Origin of the sequence: Salinimicrobium aquimaris (assembly GCF_035607535.1) — a bacterium.
Classification (GTDB): domain Bacteria; phylum Bacteroidota; class Bacteroidia; order Flavobacteriales; family Flavobacteriaceae; genus Salinimicrobium.
Genome location: NZ_JAYDZX010000001.1, coordinates 809663 through 828372, shown reverse-complemented (window position 1 = coordinate 828372; position 18710 = coordinate 809663). Strand labels below are relative to the sequence as shown.

The 18710-nt window shown below is 41.4% G+C and carries 14 protein-coding genes and 1 tRNA gene; 10 read left to right on the top strand and 5 right to left on the bottom strand.

The features are described from left to right. The first annotated feature begins 53 nt into the window (after positions 1-53). From VR862_RS03775 to VR862_RS03755, 5 genes are all read left to right on the top strand, one after another. Entirely contained in the window at positions 54-1238 is a 1185-nt protein-coding gene (locus VR862_RS03775) for a DUF4249 domain-containing protein (protein WP_324719612.1), read from the top strand. Between the two features lie 273 nt (positions 1239-1511). Next, positions 1512-2249: a hypothetical protein gene (locus VR862_RS03770; protein WP_324719611.1), complete on the top strand. Its 738-nt coding sequence runs from the start codon at positions 1512-1514 to the stop codon at positions 2247-2249. Next, the gene (locus VR862_RS03765; protein WP_324719610.1) at positions 2246-4993 is read left to right on the top strand and encodes a carboxypeptidase-like regulatory domain-containing protein; all 2748 of its coding nucleotides are present in this window, start codon (positions 2246-2248) and stop codon (positions 4991-4993) included. The genes VR862_RS03770 and VR862_RS03765 overlap by 4 nt, the downstream gene beginning before the upstream one ends. Before the next feature lie 12 nt (positions 4994-5005). After that, positions 5006-6184 (top strand): DUF4249 domain-containing protein, encoded by a 1179-nt coding sequence (locus VR862_RS03760; RefSeq protein ID WP_324719609.1) that lies wholly within the window; start codon positions 5006-5008, stop codon positions 6182-6184. A gap of 8 nt (positions 6185-6192) precedes the next feature. Beyond that, complete coding sequence (locus VR862_RS03755; protein ID WP_324719608.1) at positions 6193-7947, top strand: hypothetical protein; 1755 nt, start codon at positions 6193-6195, stop codon at positions 7945-7947. 160 nt (positions 7948-8107) lie between these two features. On the opposite strand, the gene VR862_RS03750 is transcribed toward VR862_RS03755, so the two are convergent. The 4 genes from VR862_RS03750 to VR862_RS03735 form a co-directional block, all read right to left on the bottom strand. Then, the gene (locus VR862_RS03750; RefSeq protein WP_324719607.1) at positions 8108-10126 is read right to left on the bottom strand and encodes a PAS domain S-box protein; all 2019 of its coding nucleotides are present in this window, start codon (positions 10124-10126) and stop codon (positions 8108-8110) included. Positions 10127-10876: 750 nt separating this feature from the next. Continuing rightward, positions 10877-10951: transfer RNA gene (locus tag VR862_RS03745), tRNA-Pro, on the bottom strand. A 305-nt stretch (positions 10952-11256) separates the two neighbouring features. Then, on the bottom strand, positions 11257-11691 hold the full coding sequence (locus tag VR862_RS03740; protein ID WP_324719606.1) for a helix-turn-helix domain-containing protein: 435 nt from the start codon (positions 11689-11691) through the stop codon (positions 11257-11259). A gap of 196 nt (positions 11692-11887) precedes the next feature. Beyond that, entirely contained in the window at positions 11888-12106 is a 219-nt protein-coding gene (locus VR862_RS03735) for a hypothetical protein (RefSeq protein ID WP_324719605.1), read from the bottom strand. A 10-nt stretch (positions 12107-12116) separates the two neighbouring features. Here VR862_RS03735 and VR862_RS03730 point away from each other — a divergent pair, with 10 nt between their 5' ends. From VR862_RS03730 to VR862_RS03710, 5 genes are all read left to right on the top strand, one after another. Further along, on the top strand, positions 12117-12626 hold the full coding sequence (locus VR862_RS03730; protein WP_324719604.1) for a CPBP family intramembrane glutamic endopeptidase: 510 nt from the start codon (positions 12117-12119) through the stop codon (positions 12624-12626). A 208-nt stretch (positions 12627-12834) separates the two neighbouring features. After that, positions 12835-13521, top strand: a complete 687-nt coding sequence (locus VR862_RS03725) for a TetR/AcrR family transcriptional regulator (protein WP_324719603.1) — start codon at positions 12835-12837, stop codon at positions 13519-13521. Continuing rightward, positions 13514-15196: a peptidase domain-containing ABC transporter gene (locus VR862_RS03720; RefSeq protein ID WP_324719602.1), complete on the top strand. Its 1683-nt coding sequence runs from the start codon at positions 13514-13516 to the stop codon at positions 15194-15196. Before VR862_RS03725 ends, VR862_RS03720 begins: the two co-directional genes overlap by 8 nt. Next, positions 15189-16547 carry an HlyD family secretion protein gene (locus tag VR862_RS03715; RefSeq protein WP_324719601.1) on the top strand — a complete coding sequence of 453 codons (1359 nt, stop codon included), beginning with the start codon at positions 15189-15191 and terminating at the stop codon, positions 16545-16547. Before VR862_RS03720 ends, VR862_RS03715 begins: the two co-directional genes overlap by 8 nt. Positions 16548-16588: 41 nt before the next feature. After that, complete coding sequence (locus VR862_RS03710; protein WP_324719600.1) at positions 16589-17947, top strand: TolC family protein; 1359 nt, start codon at positions 16589-16591, stop codon at positions 17945-17947. 5 nt (positions 17948-17952) lie between these two features. Here VR862_RS03710 and surE read toward each other — a convergent pair whose 3' ends face one another. Next, entirely contained in the window at positions 17953-18687 is a 735-nt protein-coding gene (gene surE, locus VR862_RS03705) for a 5'/3'-nucleotidase SurE (protein ID WP_324719599.1), read from the bottom strand. Positions 18688-18710 lie beyond the last annotated feature (23 nt).

Here is an 18710-nt window from a genome sequence, read left to right as displayed (position 1 = left end):
AATAGATCCAAAATTTAATAAGTAGTTTTGGAGAATATCCAATACCAGAGCAAATGAGAAAAAAAATTAATTTATGGACAAGGGTCCTAATTGTTGCTCTTTTGGGAACTGTTGCCGGTTGCGTTGAGCCGATTGATATAGAAACAGGAACTTATGAAAATGCTTTAGTGATTGAAGGTACTATTTCGAATGAACTTTCGCTACAGGAAATTCTTTTAAGTCGCACCTATCCACTTGAAGAGCAGGGCCCATTAAAAGAAAGGAATGCAGAGGTCAAAGTTCTGAGTGGGACAAATGTCTATTCATTTATTGAAGTTGCCCCAGGCTTATATAGGTCTGTGGAGGCATTTCGTGCCGAGACGGGTGAAGAATACACTTTGGATATCACCACCTCAAATGGTTCTAAATATTCCTCAAAACCAGAAGAACTACCTCAAAGCTCCGAAATAACTTCTCTCTATGCTGAGAAAACCATTTTAGAGGGGGAAACGGGCATTGGCATTTTTGTGGATGTTAGCGGGCCTGAAGCCATTTCAGGATATTTTAAATATGACTTCTCAGAAACGTACAAGATCGTTTCTCCTTTCTCCTACAACTTTGACGTGGAAGTTATAGACGGGGAATTCGTGGAGGTTCCCAAAACCCGTGAGGAGACCGTGTGTTATACTACAGAGGCGTCTAAGGAGGTATTGCTGGCAAACACAAATCTCCAAAGCGGCAATGAACTGGAAGCCTATTTGATCAAGTTCATGGGTCGCAAAAATTACCGAACAGCCCACCGGTATAGCATATTGGTGCGCCAATATTCTATTTCTGAAGAGACTTTTTCCTATTATGAAACTTTAAAGGATTTCTCGGAATCTGAAAACCTGTTTTCCCAAAATCAATTGGGACTCATAAATGGGAATGTTTTTTCTGTCAATGATCCGGATGAACCCGTGGTGGGAATGTTTTCAGTTGCGGGGGTCAGCTCTAGAAGGATCTTTCTGGATTTTGAGGATTTTTACAGGCGAGAGGAATTCATTCCAGACTCGCATGTAAAATGTGAGGTTCTAACGCCACCTACTGCTACAGTGGCACAAAGGAATATCTTAGGTGAGCAGCTGCGAATTGGAGACATAAAGTATCTGGGTTACGAAGTGGCAGATCCTGCGAATGTGTACAGATTCGTTAAAGCCGGTTGTGTAGATTGTACCCTTTACGGTTCAAATACAGCTCCGGAATTCTGGAAAGAATAAACAGGGGAATTATCAATTTTTTATTAATGAATGCCAAAGGTGACATCTTTAAAAATTGTTTTTTTTAGAATTTCGTTCGCTAAAAATGGGAGAGGTCAGGGATTTGCGCCATGTTAGATTAGCAGTCTTTGAGAACGATTGATTATTGGCCATTTATGATATGTTATTTTTTAAGTTAAAAATGATGAATTATAAATATTTGTTTAGTTTTGGGTCCACCCTACTTGATTTAAGAAAATATCCTTACCTGATTCAGGTATCATAAGAGATTAGATGATCTACTTCAACAAAATTTTATTTTCCTTCATACTTACAGTTTTTCTTTACGGATTTTCTGCCAGAGCCCAGGAAATTCCGACAGAGCTGCAGAAAGCTTATGAGGGATTTGATGCCACCATTGGTATCCAGAACACCGATATCTTCACTGGTATCGAATACATCGAGAAACATAGGATGGTCAATGAAAAGCACAAGTTCTTCGGCTCGGATCTGTATGTTCCCACTACTGTTTTTTATGAAGGTCAGCCTTACTTCAAAATCCCTGTAAGGTATAATATATTTGATGATCTTCTCCTGGTAAAGCTGCCCAGCCAACGTGGAGAGACGGAGTTTCAGTTGTTTCCTAACCGCCTTGACGGCTTTTATCTCAATTCCAGAAAGTTTATAAATGTGTATGAAGCAGACTCCGATATTTCAGGGATTTATGAGCTGCTTTATGAAGACCCACAGCTGCAGGTGCTTAAAAAATACCGGGTTTCACAGCAAAAAATTTCCAGGCGTGAACTGGTACATTATGAGTTCAAACAAAAATCTTCCGAGTACTTCTTTAAATACAAGAACAATTATTACGAATTGAACAGGGGGAATCTACTCGAACTCTTTCCTGAACATAAGTCAGAAGTTAGAGAATATTACCGGGATTACAGGAAACAGGCAAGAGTGCAGCAGGATGGTGCACTGGTTGCCATGTTTCAAAGATTATCAAACCTCTCAAATGCCGCCGCCCAATGAGAAACTTTTTGACCTGTCTGTTCTTCCTGATTTTTATTACAGCAGGTGCACAGAACAAGGAAAGTATCGACCTTCAATTCTCGAATCTTCCGCTTAAGGAAGTCTTGACTCAAATAGAGAGCGAGACCAACTATAGGTTCTATTTCAATGAAAGCTGGCTTCCGAAACAATTATTTTCGGGTACTTACAATGATGCTGGCCTAAAGGAGATCCTGAACGATCTTCTGGAAGAGACACTTTTAAACTATCATTTTCTGGACGATAGAATAATCCTTACCCAAAACAGTGTTATTTACGATGAACTACCCGAAAATTTCTTCGGCAAAAAGGAGGTCGAGGTAGTAGAGGAAGAGGAGGTATACAGTCCTGTTTTCTATGAAGATGTACAAAGGCCAGCGCAAACCATAGTTGAAACGGTTAATATTGGTCGTGCCAACAGGTCAAGCAGTAAATCAAGGCTACAGCTCACCGGAAGAGTTATTAGCGCTGAAGATGGACAACCAATACCAAACCTGGCAATTTCTGTAAGAAATTCTGAAATAGGTACTGTCACCGACGAAAATGGATTTTACAGCCTTAGATTACCACCCGGGGTGAACATAGTGGAAACGCGGTCACTTGGGAATGAGGATATTGCAAAGAGGGTCGTAATTTACAATGATGGTCAGCTTAATTTTAGTTTAAAGGAAGATTTTCAGCAACTGGGAGAGGTGGTGCTGGAATCCAATCCAGACAGCAATGTCAATGATGCAGGTGGAGGTAAAGAAGAGATCAATGTGGAGGAGATCAAGAATATTCCCCTGGTTCTTGGAGAAAGGGACATCCTTAAAGTAAGTACGACCTTACCGGGAATTTCTTCTGCAGGTGAGGGAGCAGCAGGTTTTAATGTTCGCGGGGGACGGGCAGACCAAAACTTAATCCTTCTGGACAATGCAGTAATTTATAATCCGGCACATTTCTTCGGACTCTTTTCAGCTTTAAATCCCTTCACCACGGGAGCAGTGGATATTTATAAAGGACACATGCCGGCACATTTTGGAGGCAGGTTGTCTTCGGTTTTTGACATAAGGACCAAAGATGCTAATGTAAATGAATTTGCCGGTGAAGGAGCTATAGGTCCGGTTACCGGAAACCTCACCCTGGAAGTACCTGTTATTAAAGAGGAAGCCGGACTCCTGGTGGGGGTGAGAAGTACTTATTCTGACTGGATCCTGAAGTCCTTAGATGAAGAATCCCTTAGGGACAATGAAGCATCCTTTTACGATGTGGTGGCAAAATACAACCACAGGATAGGCAATGATACCGACCTTGATGTAATGGGGTACTACAGTAATGACAGATTCAATATAACCCCGGATTCTCTATACAGTTACAGCAACAGGTTATTATCTCTGGACCTGGTCCACAGGTTCAACAACAGGCATCAGGGAAATCTACAGGTGACTAATTCCGAATACAAATTTGATATAGATTACGCCGGTGAATTTACAAACGACTTTAGATCGGGTTATGGAATAAATGAAACAGGTGTAAAAACACATTTCAAGTACAAGTTGAATGATAAGCACAGGTTGGATTACGGCCTGGGAGCGAAATTGTATGTCGTAAATCCGGGTGAAATTGAGCCACGTGGAGAATCACCTATTGAGGCGAGACAAGTGCCCCAGGAAAAAGGTGTTGAAGCAGCGATCTTCATTGGTGATGATTACGAGGTCAATAATAAATTTCTGATAAGTACCGGGATTAGATTCTCAATGTTTGCAGCATTGGGAGAAGGCGAAGAGAGAATCTATCAGGAAGGGGCTCCACGTAGGGAAAGTTCTGTAGTGGACAGGATACAATATGGAAATAACGAAGTGATCAAGACCTACGGAGGCCCCGAAATAAGAGTGTCCGGTCGTTACCTGCTACAGGAGGATCTTTCAGTAAAGGCAAGTTATAACAGTACCTACCAGTACATACATACCCTATCGACCAATACTACTGCTTCGCCTACAGATACCTACAAACTTTCTGATGCAATCATTAAACCGCAACAGGCAAACCAGTACTCCCTTGGATTATATAAGAACATGTTTAACAACATGTACGAATTAAGTTTAGAGGGGTATTACAAAACTTCCAATGATATTTTAGATTATAAGGTAGGAGCCCAGCTTTTTCTTAATGAGACCATTGAAACCGAGATCCTGCAGGGGAAAGGCAAATCTTACGGAGGTGAATTTCTGCTTAAAAAGACCAAAGGAGACCTTAATGGCTGGTTGAGCTATAGTTATTCACGCTCCTTTGTCAAGCTGGCTGGAGAATTCAATGAAGAGATCGTGAATAACGGGGAGTTTTTTCCTTCGAACTTCGACAAACCTCATGATTTTTCCATGGTGGCCAACTACAAGTTTACCCAAAGGTTCAGCCTTTCGGCAAATTTTGTCTATCAAACGGGACGACCCATTACTTATCCCGTAGGTAAGTATAATTACAATGGAGCGGAATATGTGATGTATAGTGATCGAAACGAGTTCAGGATACCAGACTATTACAGGTTAGACTTGAGCTTAAACATAGAAGGAAATCATAAGATCGAGAAGCTGGCTCACAGCTTCTGGAATATTTCTGTATACAACGTTCTTGGAAGAAATAATCCTTATTCGGTTTTCTTTGTGACCGAAGATGGAGAGGTCAAAGCTTATAAAACTTCAATTTTCTCTATTCCTGTTCCTACGATAACTTATAATTTCAAATTTTAACGATACCTAATAATGATTACCCGATTACAAGGTTTAAGGAGGATTCTTGGAACAGTGATATTGGTCTCGTTGTTTTCCAGCTGTGTAGAGCCTATTGAGATACAAACCGAAACCTATGAAAATGCACTTGTAATTGAAGGTACCATTACTGATGAACTATCACACCAGGAGATCCTTATTAGCAGAACCTATAAACTTGGGGAAACCGGGCCCTCCCGGGAAAGCAATGCGACGGTAAGGGTAACAGGTAACTCAACTCTTTACGAGTTTATTGAAGAAGAACCGGGAAGGTATCTTTCTATACAGCCATTCCGGGCTGAGCAGGGGATTTCATATACTCTCGAGATCCGGACGGCAGATGGAAAGCAGTATAGCTCTGAACCGGAAGAACTCCCTGTCAGCTCCAACATATCAGCCTTATATGCTCAAAAAACCACGTATGAAGAGGAAACAGGAGTGGCCATTCTGGCTGGTGTTGAGGTTTCCCAGGCAGCTTCAGGATATTATTTATACGATTTCGTGGAGACCTACAAGATCGTTTCTCCCTATCAAATAAATCTTGATCTTAAGGTGATCGATGGAGAATTTGTTGAAGTAGAAAAGACAAGAGAAGAAACCGTTTGTTATACTACCGAAGTTTCAAAAGAAGTAATATTAGCTAATACAAATGCACAGTCGGGAAATGACCTGGAGGCCAACCTCATAAAATTTATACCCGGGGAGAGCCATAAAACCGCACACAGGTATAGTATTCTTGTAAGGCAATTTTCAATTTCGGCCGAGACCTATTCATACTATCAAACCCTACGGGATTTCTCTGAATCTGAGAATTTGTTTTCACAAAATCAGCTGGGATTGATCAATGGGAATATATTTTCCATAAGTGATCCAGATGAACCTGTAGTAGGAATATTCTCTGTTGCAGGGGTAAGCCGGAAGAGAATATTTTTCAACTTTGAGGATTTTTATGATCGGGATGATTTTATACCTAATGCTCATGTTGAGTGCGAAGTATTATTTCCACCCACCCTTACCCGATCACAAAGAGAGTCGATTGGAGAACAACTTAAAGTAGGATCTTTGAAGTACTTTGGATTTGAAATGGGGGGCGGCTATAGGTTTGCCAAAGCAGGCTGTCTGGATTGCACCAAATATGGATCGAACATAGCCCCAGATTTCTGGGAAGAATAAAATAGCTTATGAAAATATTATTCACAATACTTACACTTTTCTGCCTCTTCCTTTCTTCGGAGGCTAAGGGACAAGCTGCAGAAAAATCTCTTTTGGCCAAAGGTTTATCTGAAACCTCTTTAGGGGAGAGGATCTACCTGCACTACAACACTTCCTTGCTTTTTCCCGGGGAATATTTCCTTTACAGCGTATACAGCCTAAAGAATGACTCCGGCGAGGCATCTCAATTTAGTAAGATAGCCTATGTGGAAATGATTGGGGAAGGCAATGAAACTATCTTTAGTCAAAAGGTTAAACTGGAAAACGGGAGGGGAAGTGCAGATTTTTTCATACCGACAGATACTCCTTCGGGAACATATAAATTGGTTGCCTATACCAACTGGATGAAGAATTTCGAAAATGCCTTTTTTGAAGGGGATCTTGTGGTTATCAATCCCTATCAGGGAAATCAGAAAAAATTACTTGATTCTTCCGCAGATTCCGGGATATCTTCAACACTATTCTCTGGGACTACAGTGGCTGAAAAGGAGCAAAGAGATGCAGTTGAGCTAAAACTGAACAACCACAAGTTTACCAACAGGGAACAGGTGAGAATAGAGTTGAACAGCAAAGATGCAGATGCTGCTGCAGGGAGATACTCGCTTTCCGTGAGAAAAGTAGGAGGTTTACCTGCTCCTCAAAAGAGTGCTCCTGCAAAGGTATTGGAGAAAAGATTTGAAGCTAATCAAATGAACAGTTCTCAAGAAGTATTCTTACCAGAACTTCGGGGACAATTGGTGAGCGGAAGCGTACTTTCTGCCAATGCAGCAGCAGTAGAGAATGTAAAGGTAGCCTTATCTATTCCCTCAAATAAAGGTTTTGCGCAAATAGCGGTCACCAATCAAAATGGACAATTCTTTTTTAACCTGGACAGGGAATTGCGGGATGAAGATGGAGTCCTTGAAATACTGGGAGAGACTGGACGCGAAATGGAGATTAGAATTGAAACAAATGAAGGACTGGCCATGACAAGTTTCGATTTTCCCGATTATTTCATCACTCCAGATATGGAGAATGAGATCGTGGAAAGGAGTCTCTATAATCAGATAGAAAATGCCTATTTCTCTGTTAAGCCCGATACTCTTGCACCCGTTCAGGAGGAAGTGACCTTCCCTGAAAGTATCGTTGAAACTTACGATCTTGATGATTATACACGGTTCAAAGGAGTACCCGAGACTTTCGTTGAAATCATTAAATCTGCCTGGGTAAGGAAAGAAGGACGGGACAAGCGTGTTTTTGAAGTCCGCGGCTTGATAGGTCATCTGGCAATGCGTCTAAAACCACTGGTGATGGTCGATGGCCTCTTGCTTCAGGACCACTCGGCTTTGATCAATTACGATTCACGGAGAATCCAAACCATAAAGATCATAAGGGACAAGATCTATCTGGGACCTGAGATCTATCAAGGTGCCATTCTAGTTGAGACAATAGATGGGGATTTCCCCGAACAATTCCAGCCTTCAAATTCATTGAAGATCGACTTGGAGCATCCCGAGATCGCCAAGAAGTATTTTCAGCAGGTTTACAACGAGGAGAATAGAAACAATAGGATACCCGATTATCGTTATCAACTTTTGTGGAAACCGCATTTGCCTTCGTTTAGAACAGAGGAGGAGATTAGCTTTTTTACTTCAGATGTCGATGGCGCATTTGAAGTTGTGCTGGAAGGATTTACAGCAAGCGGAACTCCGGTTTTCATTCACCAAATTTTCACCGTTGAATAACTTAATTTGAATCGAAAAACAAAATCAGCCATACGATTATAATTTAGCGGAGCAAGCTCTAAAGGGTAAAGGGTCTGACTAGAGTATCTTAAAGGAAATGCGGAAGTGTCTTTTAAACCCTGGATGTTTTCCCTGCCGGCGGGCTTCAGGTAGGGGAGTATTATTTTTCTTGTTTTAGAATAACTTCAAATACAGTTCCCTTTCCTACTTCACTGGAAACGGAAATTCTTCCACCCATTGTTTCCACTTGGTTTTTGGTGATAAAAAGCCCTATGCCTCTTGCATCTTCGTTCCCGTGAAAGGTTTTGTACATCCCAAAGATCTTATCTCCAAATTTCTGTAAATCTATCCCTTTGCCATTATCTTCGATTTTCATAACTACCTTACCAGCATCCTGTACGGCAGAAAATCTTATGAAAGATTTTCTACTGTTTTCTCTGTACTTGATGGCGTTAGTGATGAGGTTTAATATTATACTGTCGAGATAGGCGGGTAAGGCTATGACCTCCAGATGTTTGGGAGTGTCATTAGTTATACTTGTCCCGGTTTCCGAAAGAACAGGATGAACAGAAGAAACTGCTTTTTCCACTGCACTATGGAGGTTCAAGCTTTCAAGATCTTCATAGGTTGACTTGTTTGAAGTAACTATCTTTTCAAGATCAAAGACCGTTTCCTCTAATTGCCCCGATGCCAGGAGAAGCATCTGAACCATCTCATTTCCACCCTGTTCCGGAACTTCATCGAGATAAAGGTTTAGTAAATTCTTAAAATTTGCGGAATGATTTCTCAGGTTGTGGGAGACAATATTTGCAAAGTTCTTTAACCGATCATTCTGTTCTTGAGTGATATGAAGTATAGAAGCAATTTCCTTTTGAGCCCTCTTTAACTCTTTAATATCTGTCGCGACCGAGAGATAACCTGTTATTTGATTATTCTTTTTAATTGGAGTGATGGTTACCTGTACCGGGATTAACTTTCCACTATTGGTTCTAAATTTCCATTCTTTAGTATGAGGTAATCCATGATCTGCAAGGAACTTGAGGATATCGGCAGGTTCGCAGCTTTTGTTGGTAAAATTTTCCAGTTCTTGTTTTCTTTCCTCAATTTCTTGCTCCAGGTGTAGTATAGCATAGGGTAATTTTCCAATTACGTCTTCTTTTGAATACTCCAATAAATTTTCTGCACCCTTGTTAAATGAAGATATCACTCCCTTTCTGTCAAACCCAATGATACTCACCCGTGAACTCGCTTCCAGTATGTTCTCCAGGTCATCTAATGCCTTTCCCAACGCCTTTTGTGTTTCTTTGAGGGAGGTGACATCGGTAATTTGTGAAATGAAATATAGAGGCTCTCCAACTGAATTACGAACAAGAGAAACTGAAAGTATGATATGAATAATACTTCCATTCTTGTGGAAATACCTCTTTTCCATCTGGTAATGACCTCGTTTACCTTCTACAAGTTCTTTGAGAAGGGAGAGATCAGCTTCCAGATCATCGGGATGTGTTATGTCCTGGAAAGTAAGTTCCCGCAATTCCTCAGGTTGATAACCCACTATTTCGCAAAGCCTTGTATTCACCTCAAGCCAGCGGCCTGTTGGATCTAATAAGGCCATTCCAATAGCTGCATTTTTGAAGCTTCCCTCAAAAATTTCCCGGTTTATTCGATCATTTTCCGTTCTTTCTCTATCGAAATCGAGTTCACAAGTTTCTCCCGGCCGAAAATGTTTTCTGCGGAAGGCCAGAACAATTAAATCTTCACCAGCTTCATCCTTTGTATAATAGGAGGAATAATCCATGGTTATAACATAACCTCTGGAGTGCCTTAACCTGATGATTCCATAACACTCCCTGTTTCTATAGTTCTGAAGCTTTAAAAGATCATCTAAGACCTTCATATCTTCATTATCTACAATTTTGCTCCATTGATAAACCTCGTTGGGCTTATTAATTAGATCTAAAGTTTGGTATAACGTTGGACTCAACCATTTATCTTCAGGATTATTGGGGTAGAAAAGAACATAGCCCTGTAGCGCTCTATTTTGCACGGCATCGAATAGTTTCTTATCCTGTAGCAGAATTTGAAAAACATTCCATTGTTCTTTTTTTTCAGGGTTCTTGTAGTTGAAGGGTAATGTAGGATATACGGATGTTTTTTTATTGATACTCTTTATTTCCATACCAGCACTTTTTGTCATCCATTTTCTTCTTTTCTGTAGCTATAGAGGGATACTTTAATGGCACTTTTTATACAGAACAAGGAGGAGATCAACAAAATCAGTTAATGTTAAATTTATCCAAAAATAGATAAAAATATCAAACCTCTGGTATTTCATCTGATTTTCCTGACCATTAATCGGGAGAAGACTGGCTCGATGCATAGGATCGAAGACTTTAACCGAGAGTTTTTCCGGCGCTGGAATAGCTGTTTATTGAAAGGATTAAGTGGTTCGTAGGAGAGGAACTCTAACAAAGGCTGCAGGCTAGCGCCTGCTGGATCTTTTTTGTTGTCCGTTCCGCTTGTGAGCAAGCTCACGCCTTAGGCCAATAAAAAGCCCTGCACTTTCGTGTAAGGCTTTGTTTTGTCGGGGTGGCCAAATTTCCTCCCTGCGGTCGGTGATCCTGAAGGAGTGGAACTAAAACAAAGCCTGCAGGCTATCACCTGCTGGGTCTTTTTTGTTGTCCTTTCGACTTGTGAGCAAGCTCACGCCTCAGTCCAACAAAAAAACCCTGCACTTTCGTGCAAGGCTTTGTTTTGTCGGGGTGGCAGATTACCTCCCTGCGGTCGGTGATCCTGAAGGAGTGGAACTAAAACAAAGCCTGCAGGCTATCGCCTGCTGGGTCTTTTTTGTTGTCCTTTCGACTTGTGAGCAAGCTCACGCCTCAGTCCAACAAAAAAACCCTGCACTTTCGTGCAAGGCTTTGTTTTGTCGGGGTGGCAGGATTCGAACCTGCGGCCTCCTGCTCCCAAAGCAGGCGCGATAACCGGGCTACGCTACACCCCGAGTTCAGCTTACGCTGACAATTTTCAAAATACAATTGACAAATTCCCAATTAGTCATAAACCTTAAACCTCAAACCTTAAATCTTAAACCTTAAATCTTAAGCCTTAAACCTTAAATCTTAAACCTTAAACCTTAAACATTAAACATTAAACATTAAACTAATTGAGCGGCTGCAAATATAGGAAAGAACTTTACTTTCTTAAGGCATTTAATGTTTTTTTTAAGCCGAAAGTTCACCAAAGAAAAAACCAGATTTAAAAATGCTGGAAAAGGTTCTGATTAGGAGTAACTTAATAGTTGTGGTACTAAATTCGATCCTGTTGTCCTTTGCTCACCCAGATTACCCATTGCACAAGTCCAATAATGAAAACCACTGCTGCCCAGAACAAGGCAGCCTCAAAAGTGCTTTCCGGAAATTCTGGAGATTGAACCAGAAAAGCAAAGGCGAGCAAAAATATTATGAGAGGGGAAACAGCTGAAACTATGATCTTTTTCACTTTTTTGACGCTCCCGGAATCTTTGCCTTCAGGATCTTCGCTTTTAATTTCAAGAACTGAAAAATCTAATACCGACGCCAGGGCCTTAATGGTGAAAGGTCGGGGCAAGACTTCAGCTTTTTCTATCCGCTGAATTGAGCGTAGACTAATTCCGGTTCTTTCCGATAGGTCTGTTTGAGTATATCCGTGTGATTCTCTTTTCTCGCGGACTACTGCAGCCAATTTTTGCCTTTCAATTTTCATTATAGGTTAATCTCTCCGGTTTCCTTTATGCCATTAATACGCCATTTACACGACAGGTCTCAAAAATAGCATTTTTGAGAAACTATTTCGGTGTGTGGCTACGTCACCAAAGAGTAAGTGTAAAACATCAATGTCATATGATTGCGGGGGTACCATTGAGAAAAATTACTATATCGGAATGAGTAATTTTAGACCTCTAATAATCTTTAAATATTCTTGGCGATCTTCTGTTGTTATTAAGCTCCTGGGGCATTCTCAAATTATCAGGAGATAGTTTTAAGGTGCTTGGATTGTTCCCCACACCGAAAAGGAGCCGCCAGTTCTTTTCAGGTTTTCTGCTCACGGCAGTATTAGCTGCAGTATACTTTCTTGTGCTTCTTCTGGTGCTAAAAGCAAGGGTTACGATCAACTCCAATTTTTCTTTTTTGGATTTTCTTAAAGGATCCTGGTGGACGCTACGATCTGTATTGTATGAGGAACTTCTTTTTAGGGGAGCGCTGTTGTTTTTGGCATTAAAATACCTGGGCAAGTTTAGAGGAGTTTTTCTATCCGCTACTGTTTTCGGGATCTACCACTGGTTCTCTTATAACGTCTTCGGAGATCTGGTTCAAATGATCTACACCTTTATAATAACGGGAACGGGTGGCGTTGTCTTCGCATATGCCTACAACATGACCAGGTCGCTCTATCTACCCATTGGCTTACATCTTGGATGGAACTATGTCACTATTGTCATCTTTTCACAAGGACTTTTACCCGAAGATCAATTTCTAATCTCTTCTTCTGAAAATGAGATCGGAATTTTTGGTAGTATTGTTTCATTGCTATACCAGGTGGTGCTGTTTCCGGTACTTTCTTTCCTGCTGGTAAGATTTTTAACCTCTAAGGCTTCTCTAGTGAACCACAAATTTGTGGACACTAATTCCATTTTTTAATCATCATAAACTTTTTGAGAATGTTCTCTTCCTAAGAGTGTACTCTAGAAAGTAATTTTTCCTCTCTGACAACTAACGGTGTTTTCCTTTCAAGCATTTGTCTTCAGTTTTTGGCAAAGTAGTTGATAATAGTCCACTCTAAAAAGAAAGTTAAACTTTCTGAATTAATAGTAAAACTATTAATTTTGCGTCTTTAGATTTTCAGCTTATGAAGCAGTTACTTTCTCAAATTAAGATAGAGATCAATAAGAACTTGTTCTTAAAGGATCCCGAATCATCAGATCTTGGAAAGAGGATCGTCCAAAATAGCATTTTGCTCATCGATAAAACGGGATTTGAGCAATTCACCTTTAAGAAGCTGGGAAAGGAAATAAATTCCAATGAAAGTTCTGTTTACCGTTACTTCGAGAACAAACACAAACTCCTGTTATACCTGGCTTCCTGGTATTGGGGATGGAAGGAGTATCAACTGGTATTTTCTACAGCAAACATCCCCGACCCCCGGGTGAAACTTGAAAAGGCGGTACATGTCCTAACGAGACAGGTGGAGAAGGATACTTTCGTGTCTCACGTGGATGAAGTGGTTCTTAACAGGGTAGTTGTTAATGAATTTTCAAAATCTTATCTTACAAAAGAGGTGGAGAAGGAGATCAAAGAAGGCTTTTTTGCAGTCTATAACAGGCTTGTCCTAAGATTAAAAGAGTTGATAATCGATGTAGATCCAGATTATCTATATCCCTCGTCTTTGGCAAGTACAATCCTGGAAGGATCTCTACATCAGCATTTCTTAAAAGAGCATTTTTCTGCCCTTACAGAATGTAGCGCAGAAGTTTCTCCTTCGGATTATTTTATTCATATGATAAACAGGATCTTAAAATCTGACAAGAATGGCTAAAGCTGAAATTTCACCATTGGGCCGGTTATACAGACTGCTCTCTCTGGATCGTAGGGACATTTTACAAACATTTTACTATGCTATTTTCGCCGGACTTCTGAATCTTTCGGTGCCCCTGGGAATTCAGGCTATTATAAATTTCATCCAGGGGGGGAGAGTGAGTACCTCGTGGATTATTTTAGTGATACTTGTTACTCTGGCCGTTGGTTTTGTGGGTGTTCTTGAACTTATGCAAATACGAATAGTTGAAAATATTCAGCAGAAGATCTTTACAAGAGGTTCTTTTGAATTTGCTTACCGCTTTCCGAAGATAAAAATGAATGAGTTCAAAAATTCTTATCCGCCGGAACAGGCGAACAGGTTTTTTGACATACTTACCGTGCAAAAAGGGGTTTCCAAGCTATTACTGGATTTTCCTGCAGCGCTTATCCAGATCCTGTTCGGGCTAATCCTGCTGTCCCTATATCACCCTCTTTTTATCATTTTTGGATTACTCCTCGTTGGCTTGATCTACCTCGTGTTCAAATTTACCGCCCGCAAGGGAATGGAGACCAGTCTTGACGAATCAAAAGGCAAATATAAGGTTGCTCACTGGCTGCAGGAGATAGCCAGATCATTGTTAAGTTTTAAACTCTCGGGCAGTACAAATCTTTCACTTGCCAAAAATGACAAATACACAACAAAATATTTGACAGCGCGGGAGGGACATTTCGGGATCCTTAAGATCCAGTACATTAAAATGATTGTTTTTAAGGTTTTGGTCACCGGTGGTTTACTAGCCGTTGGAGGCCTTCTTGTGCTAAACCAGGAAATGAACATAGGTCAATTCGTAGCTGCAGAAATCATCATTCTTTTGATCATGGGATCTGTGGAAAAGCTTACGAAAGGTTTGGATTCGATCTATGACGTCCTTACTTCTCTGGAAAAGCTGGGAGAGGTACTGGATATGAAAATTGAAACACAGGAGGCTGAAAACGTCCTGTTTGCAGGAGATCCACTTACAATTGAATTATCAGACGTTGATTATAATGCTGAAGACACCAATATGTCTATCCTGAAGGACATTGACCTGAAGATAGAGCCGGGCGAAAAAATTATGATCGACGGTAATACCGGGAGTGGAAGAAGCAGCCTTTTAAAGCTGATTGCTGGAATTACAGAGCCCTCTTCGGGCAATGTATATGTTAATGATCTTTCAATTAAAAGTTTAAAAATAAATGAATTCCGGAGCCGGGTGGGAGTTTTCTTTCCCGAGGAGGTACCATTTGAAGGCACTCTTCTTGAAAATCTAACCTTCAGTAACCCTTCAGTAACCGAGAAGGAGGTGCATGAAATTATTAAGGTGGTTGGGCTTTCTCAATTTTTGAGACAGCAGTCTAATGGCCTTAAAAGTATAATTTATCCTGAAGGTAAATTCATTTCGAACCTTGAGCGCAAGAAGATCATCCTGGCAAGAGCAATTCTGAAAAAACCAGACCTTTTGATCCTTAAGGAACCGCTTGAATTGTTCGACAAGGAAGAAGCCTCGAGGCTTGTAGATTATTTTTCAAAAGAGCGGCAGGAGTGCTCCCTACTTGTAGCCAGCAGGAATGAGATTTGGGAAAAGATATGTACCAGGAAAATAGTTCTGGAGAGTGGAAGGATTAAAGATACTATAGAATTACAGCATGCTTAACATCTCGAAATATTCGTTGGAAAACAAGCTGGACCTCGAACAATTTGAGGCCGGAAAGAAGGCGATTCACAAAAGACACTACAAGTACTTCAACAGGTTTCTACTTGGTGCTACTATTGTTCTGTTGATCATCCTTTTTCTTCCCTGGACACAGAACGTATCCGGGAAGGGCTATGTGACTACTTTAATGCCCGAGCACAGGCCGCAAACAATTCAATCTCCAATTCCCGGAAAGATCGAAAAGTGGTACGTTCAGGAAGGCGAGTTTGTCCAGAAAGGAGATACCATTCTGCATATTTCCGAAGTAAAGGGGGAGTATTTTGATCCTTTACTGGTAGAGCGTACAGCCGAGCAGTTGAATGCGAAATCGGGTTCTGTGGATTCCTATAGTGGAAAGATACAGGCGCTTACAGATCAAATGGCAGCATTGTCAAATGAAAGGGCTTTAAAGGAACAGCAGGCTTTGAATAAACTGCGGCAGGCAAGGTTAAAAGTTGAAAGTGACAGTATAGATCTCCAGGCGGTACAGGCAAATCTCGAGATCGCACAGGCGCAATATGAACGTACACAACAATTGCAGGAGGAAGGTCTAAAGGCCTTACCCGATGTAGAGGAGAAACGACAGAAATTACAGGAAGCGCGCGCAAAACTCATCTCCCAGGAGAATAAATTACTTGCCAGCCAAAATGAAGTGATTAATGCCGAAATTGAGATCAACAGGATCGGAGCCGAATACAGCGATAAAGTCTCTAAAGCCCAGAGTGAGTTGCAAACTGCACGCTCCAATCAATATGACGCTGTGGCGCAGGTGAGTAAATTACAGAACGAATATAGCAATTACGCTATCCGAAATGAGATGTATTATGTTCTGGCGCCTCAAAAAGGCTATATTAATAAAGCTCTTAAGGCGGGATTAGGTGAAACTTTTAAAGAAGGGGAAAGGCTGGTTGAGATCATGCCGGCCGATTTTGAATTGGCTGTAGAGACCTACGTGAGACCAATGGATGTTCCTCTTCTGCACCGGGGAGAAAGGGTACGGGTGCAATTTGAAGGCTGGCCGTCCATAGTTTTTAACGGATGGGAGAATCTTTCTTATGGTACCTATGGTGCCCGAATTGTTGCCGTGGACAATTTCATAAGTGGAAACGGGAAATACCGCGTACTCCTCGCACCCGATCCTGAGGATGAACCTTGGCCAAAAGGAGTGCGAATAGGATCGGGAGCTACCACTTTGGCATTGCTTGATGAGGTTCCCATCTGGTACGAGATATGGCGAAATCTCAATGGTTTTCCTCCCGATTATTACGAGCCTGAAATTGTTGTTGAAAACCAAGAGCCAAAAGCGAAATGAGATATCAGCTGACGTTAATACTACTGTTTCAATCCTTTTTCATGCTAGCACAGGAGTCTCCCCAGCAGGTGCTTGGTTTTACTGAATACCTTGCTTACGTAAAGCAATATCATCCCGTAGCGCGGCAGGCAAATCTCCAGTTGGAAATGGGAGAGGCCGAATTACTGAGAGCCCGGGGAGCATTTGATCCTAAACTGGAAGTCGATTACGCCCGAAAAGAATTTAAAGGAACAGAATACTACGACATTTTAAATTCCACTTTTAAGATACCTACCTGGTATGGCATAGAATTGAAAGCGGGTTTTGATCAAACCGAAGGAGTCTACTTAAATCCTGAAAGAACAGTCCCTCCGGAAGGTCTTTTTAGCGCCGGGGTCTCACTTTCTGCTGCCCAGGGTCTTATTATAGATAAAAGACGGGCAGTTCTGCGTTCGGCAAGGGCTTTGATGGATGAGGCTGCGGCAGAACGGGATCTCCTAATAAGTGAGGTACTTTATGAGGCTGCTGTTGCTTATCTGCAGTGGGCACAGTTGCATCGGGAAATGGAAGTTTATAATGAGTTTGTGATTAATGCAAGACAGCGGTATCAAGGCATTAGTCGTAGCGCAGCTGCAGGGGAGATCCCGGCTATTGATACTGTAGAGGCAGGTATTACTTTGCAGGACAGAAGGTTGGAGCTGGAGCAAACCCGTGTAAAATTACTGAAGCAGAGGCTTGAAGTTTCAAATTTTCTTTGGCTGGAAAACAAGGTGCCTGTTGAACTTCAGCCGGAAATTTTTCCTGAAGACATCCTGGACGGAACGGAAATATTTCATGAAGAAATAGAGGATTGGTTAGATGGCTTTGTTTTGAATGAGCATCCCAAACTACAGGCATTACAGGCAAAGCTACAGGCTCTTAGGATTGAACGCAGGCTTAAGATAAACAACCTGCTTCCTAAAGTTGACCTGGAGTACAATTTCCTAACTCCTGAACCCGAACTGGTCGATAATTTTGATACATCCAATTACAAGGCCGGGGTAAAGTTCAGTTTTCCTCTTTTTCTGAGAAAGGAGAGGGGCGAGCTCAAGCTGGCCAAATATAAACTTGAAGACGCTTCTCTTGAGCTTGAACTAAGCAGGCGACAAATAGATAATAAGGTTGAGGCACTGCTGCAGGAGCTGGAGTCTTACGTTGACCAGGTAAATATCACAGAAGAAATGGTTGAAAATTATCAACGTCTTCTACAGGCCGAGGAGAGGAAATTCAGTTTTGGAGAAAGTTCTCTTTTTCTCATCAATACCAGGGAAAATAAACTAATAGAAGCTCAGCTAAAGCAAAATCAGATCCTTGTAAAGTACCTCGTTGCCAAAGCGGAACTCTTCAGAAGTTTAGGTATTATTCCGGTAAACCTGGATTAAAAATTCTACCGGGATTTGCCATTTTTGGAATTCAGTATTTTTCTGTCGGTAAGGTCCAGGATCATTGGAGTGATACTGGTTTTGCCATTTTTGACAGCCCACCTGTCGGTCCCCTCTTCAACTTCTTCAATGGGGAATACAGTGAACCAGTAATGGTCACGCCCCATAGGGTCTTCCTGCTGAATCACTTTTCCGTCGTAGTGGCGAACCGACTGAAAGGTCCAGGCGATTTCTCCGTGAGGTTTTCTTGGAAAGTTAATATTAAGAAGCTCCATACTTGATTCGTGCATCACCTCTTTTAAGGAATCTTCAACAAAAGATTCGAGTGCTTCGAAATCGGGTTCATTTTCTCCTACCGAGACACTCAGGGCAACTCCACGAATTCCGAATAGCACAGCCTGGCGTGCAGCAGATAAGGTTCCGGAATGCCAGGCCGAGTTTCCAAGGTTGGAACCAATATTTATTCCAGAAAGAACGATATCAATATCATCGAACAGATGGGTGCCAAGCGCTACACAATCGGCCGGAGTTCCACTAACGCGAAAAGCATCCATACCTTCGAAATGTATTGGGGATTTTTTATAGGTAATAGGTTTGGCCGAAGTGATCGCCTGCCCCATAGATGACTGTTCCACATCGGGTGCCATTACGATCACATCTCCATATTTTGAAGCGCATTTAGCCAGGCAGGAGAGGCCGGGGCTATAAATTCCGTCGTCATTAGTTACAAGGATTTTCATGAGTCTCTACTTTATAACATTCA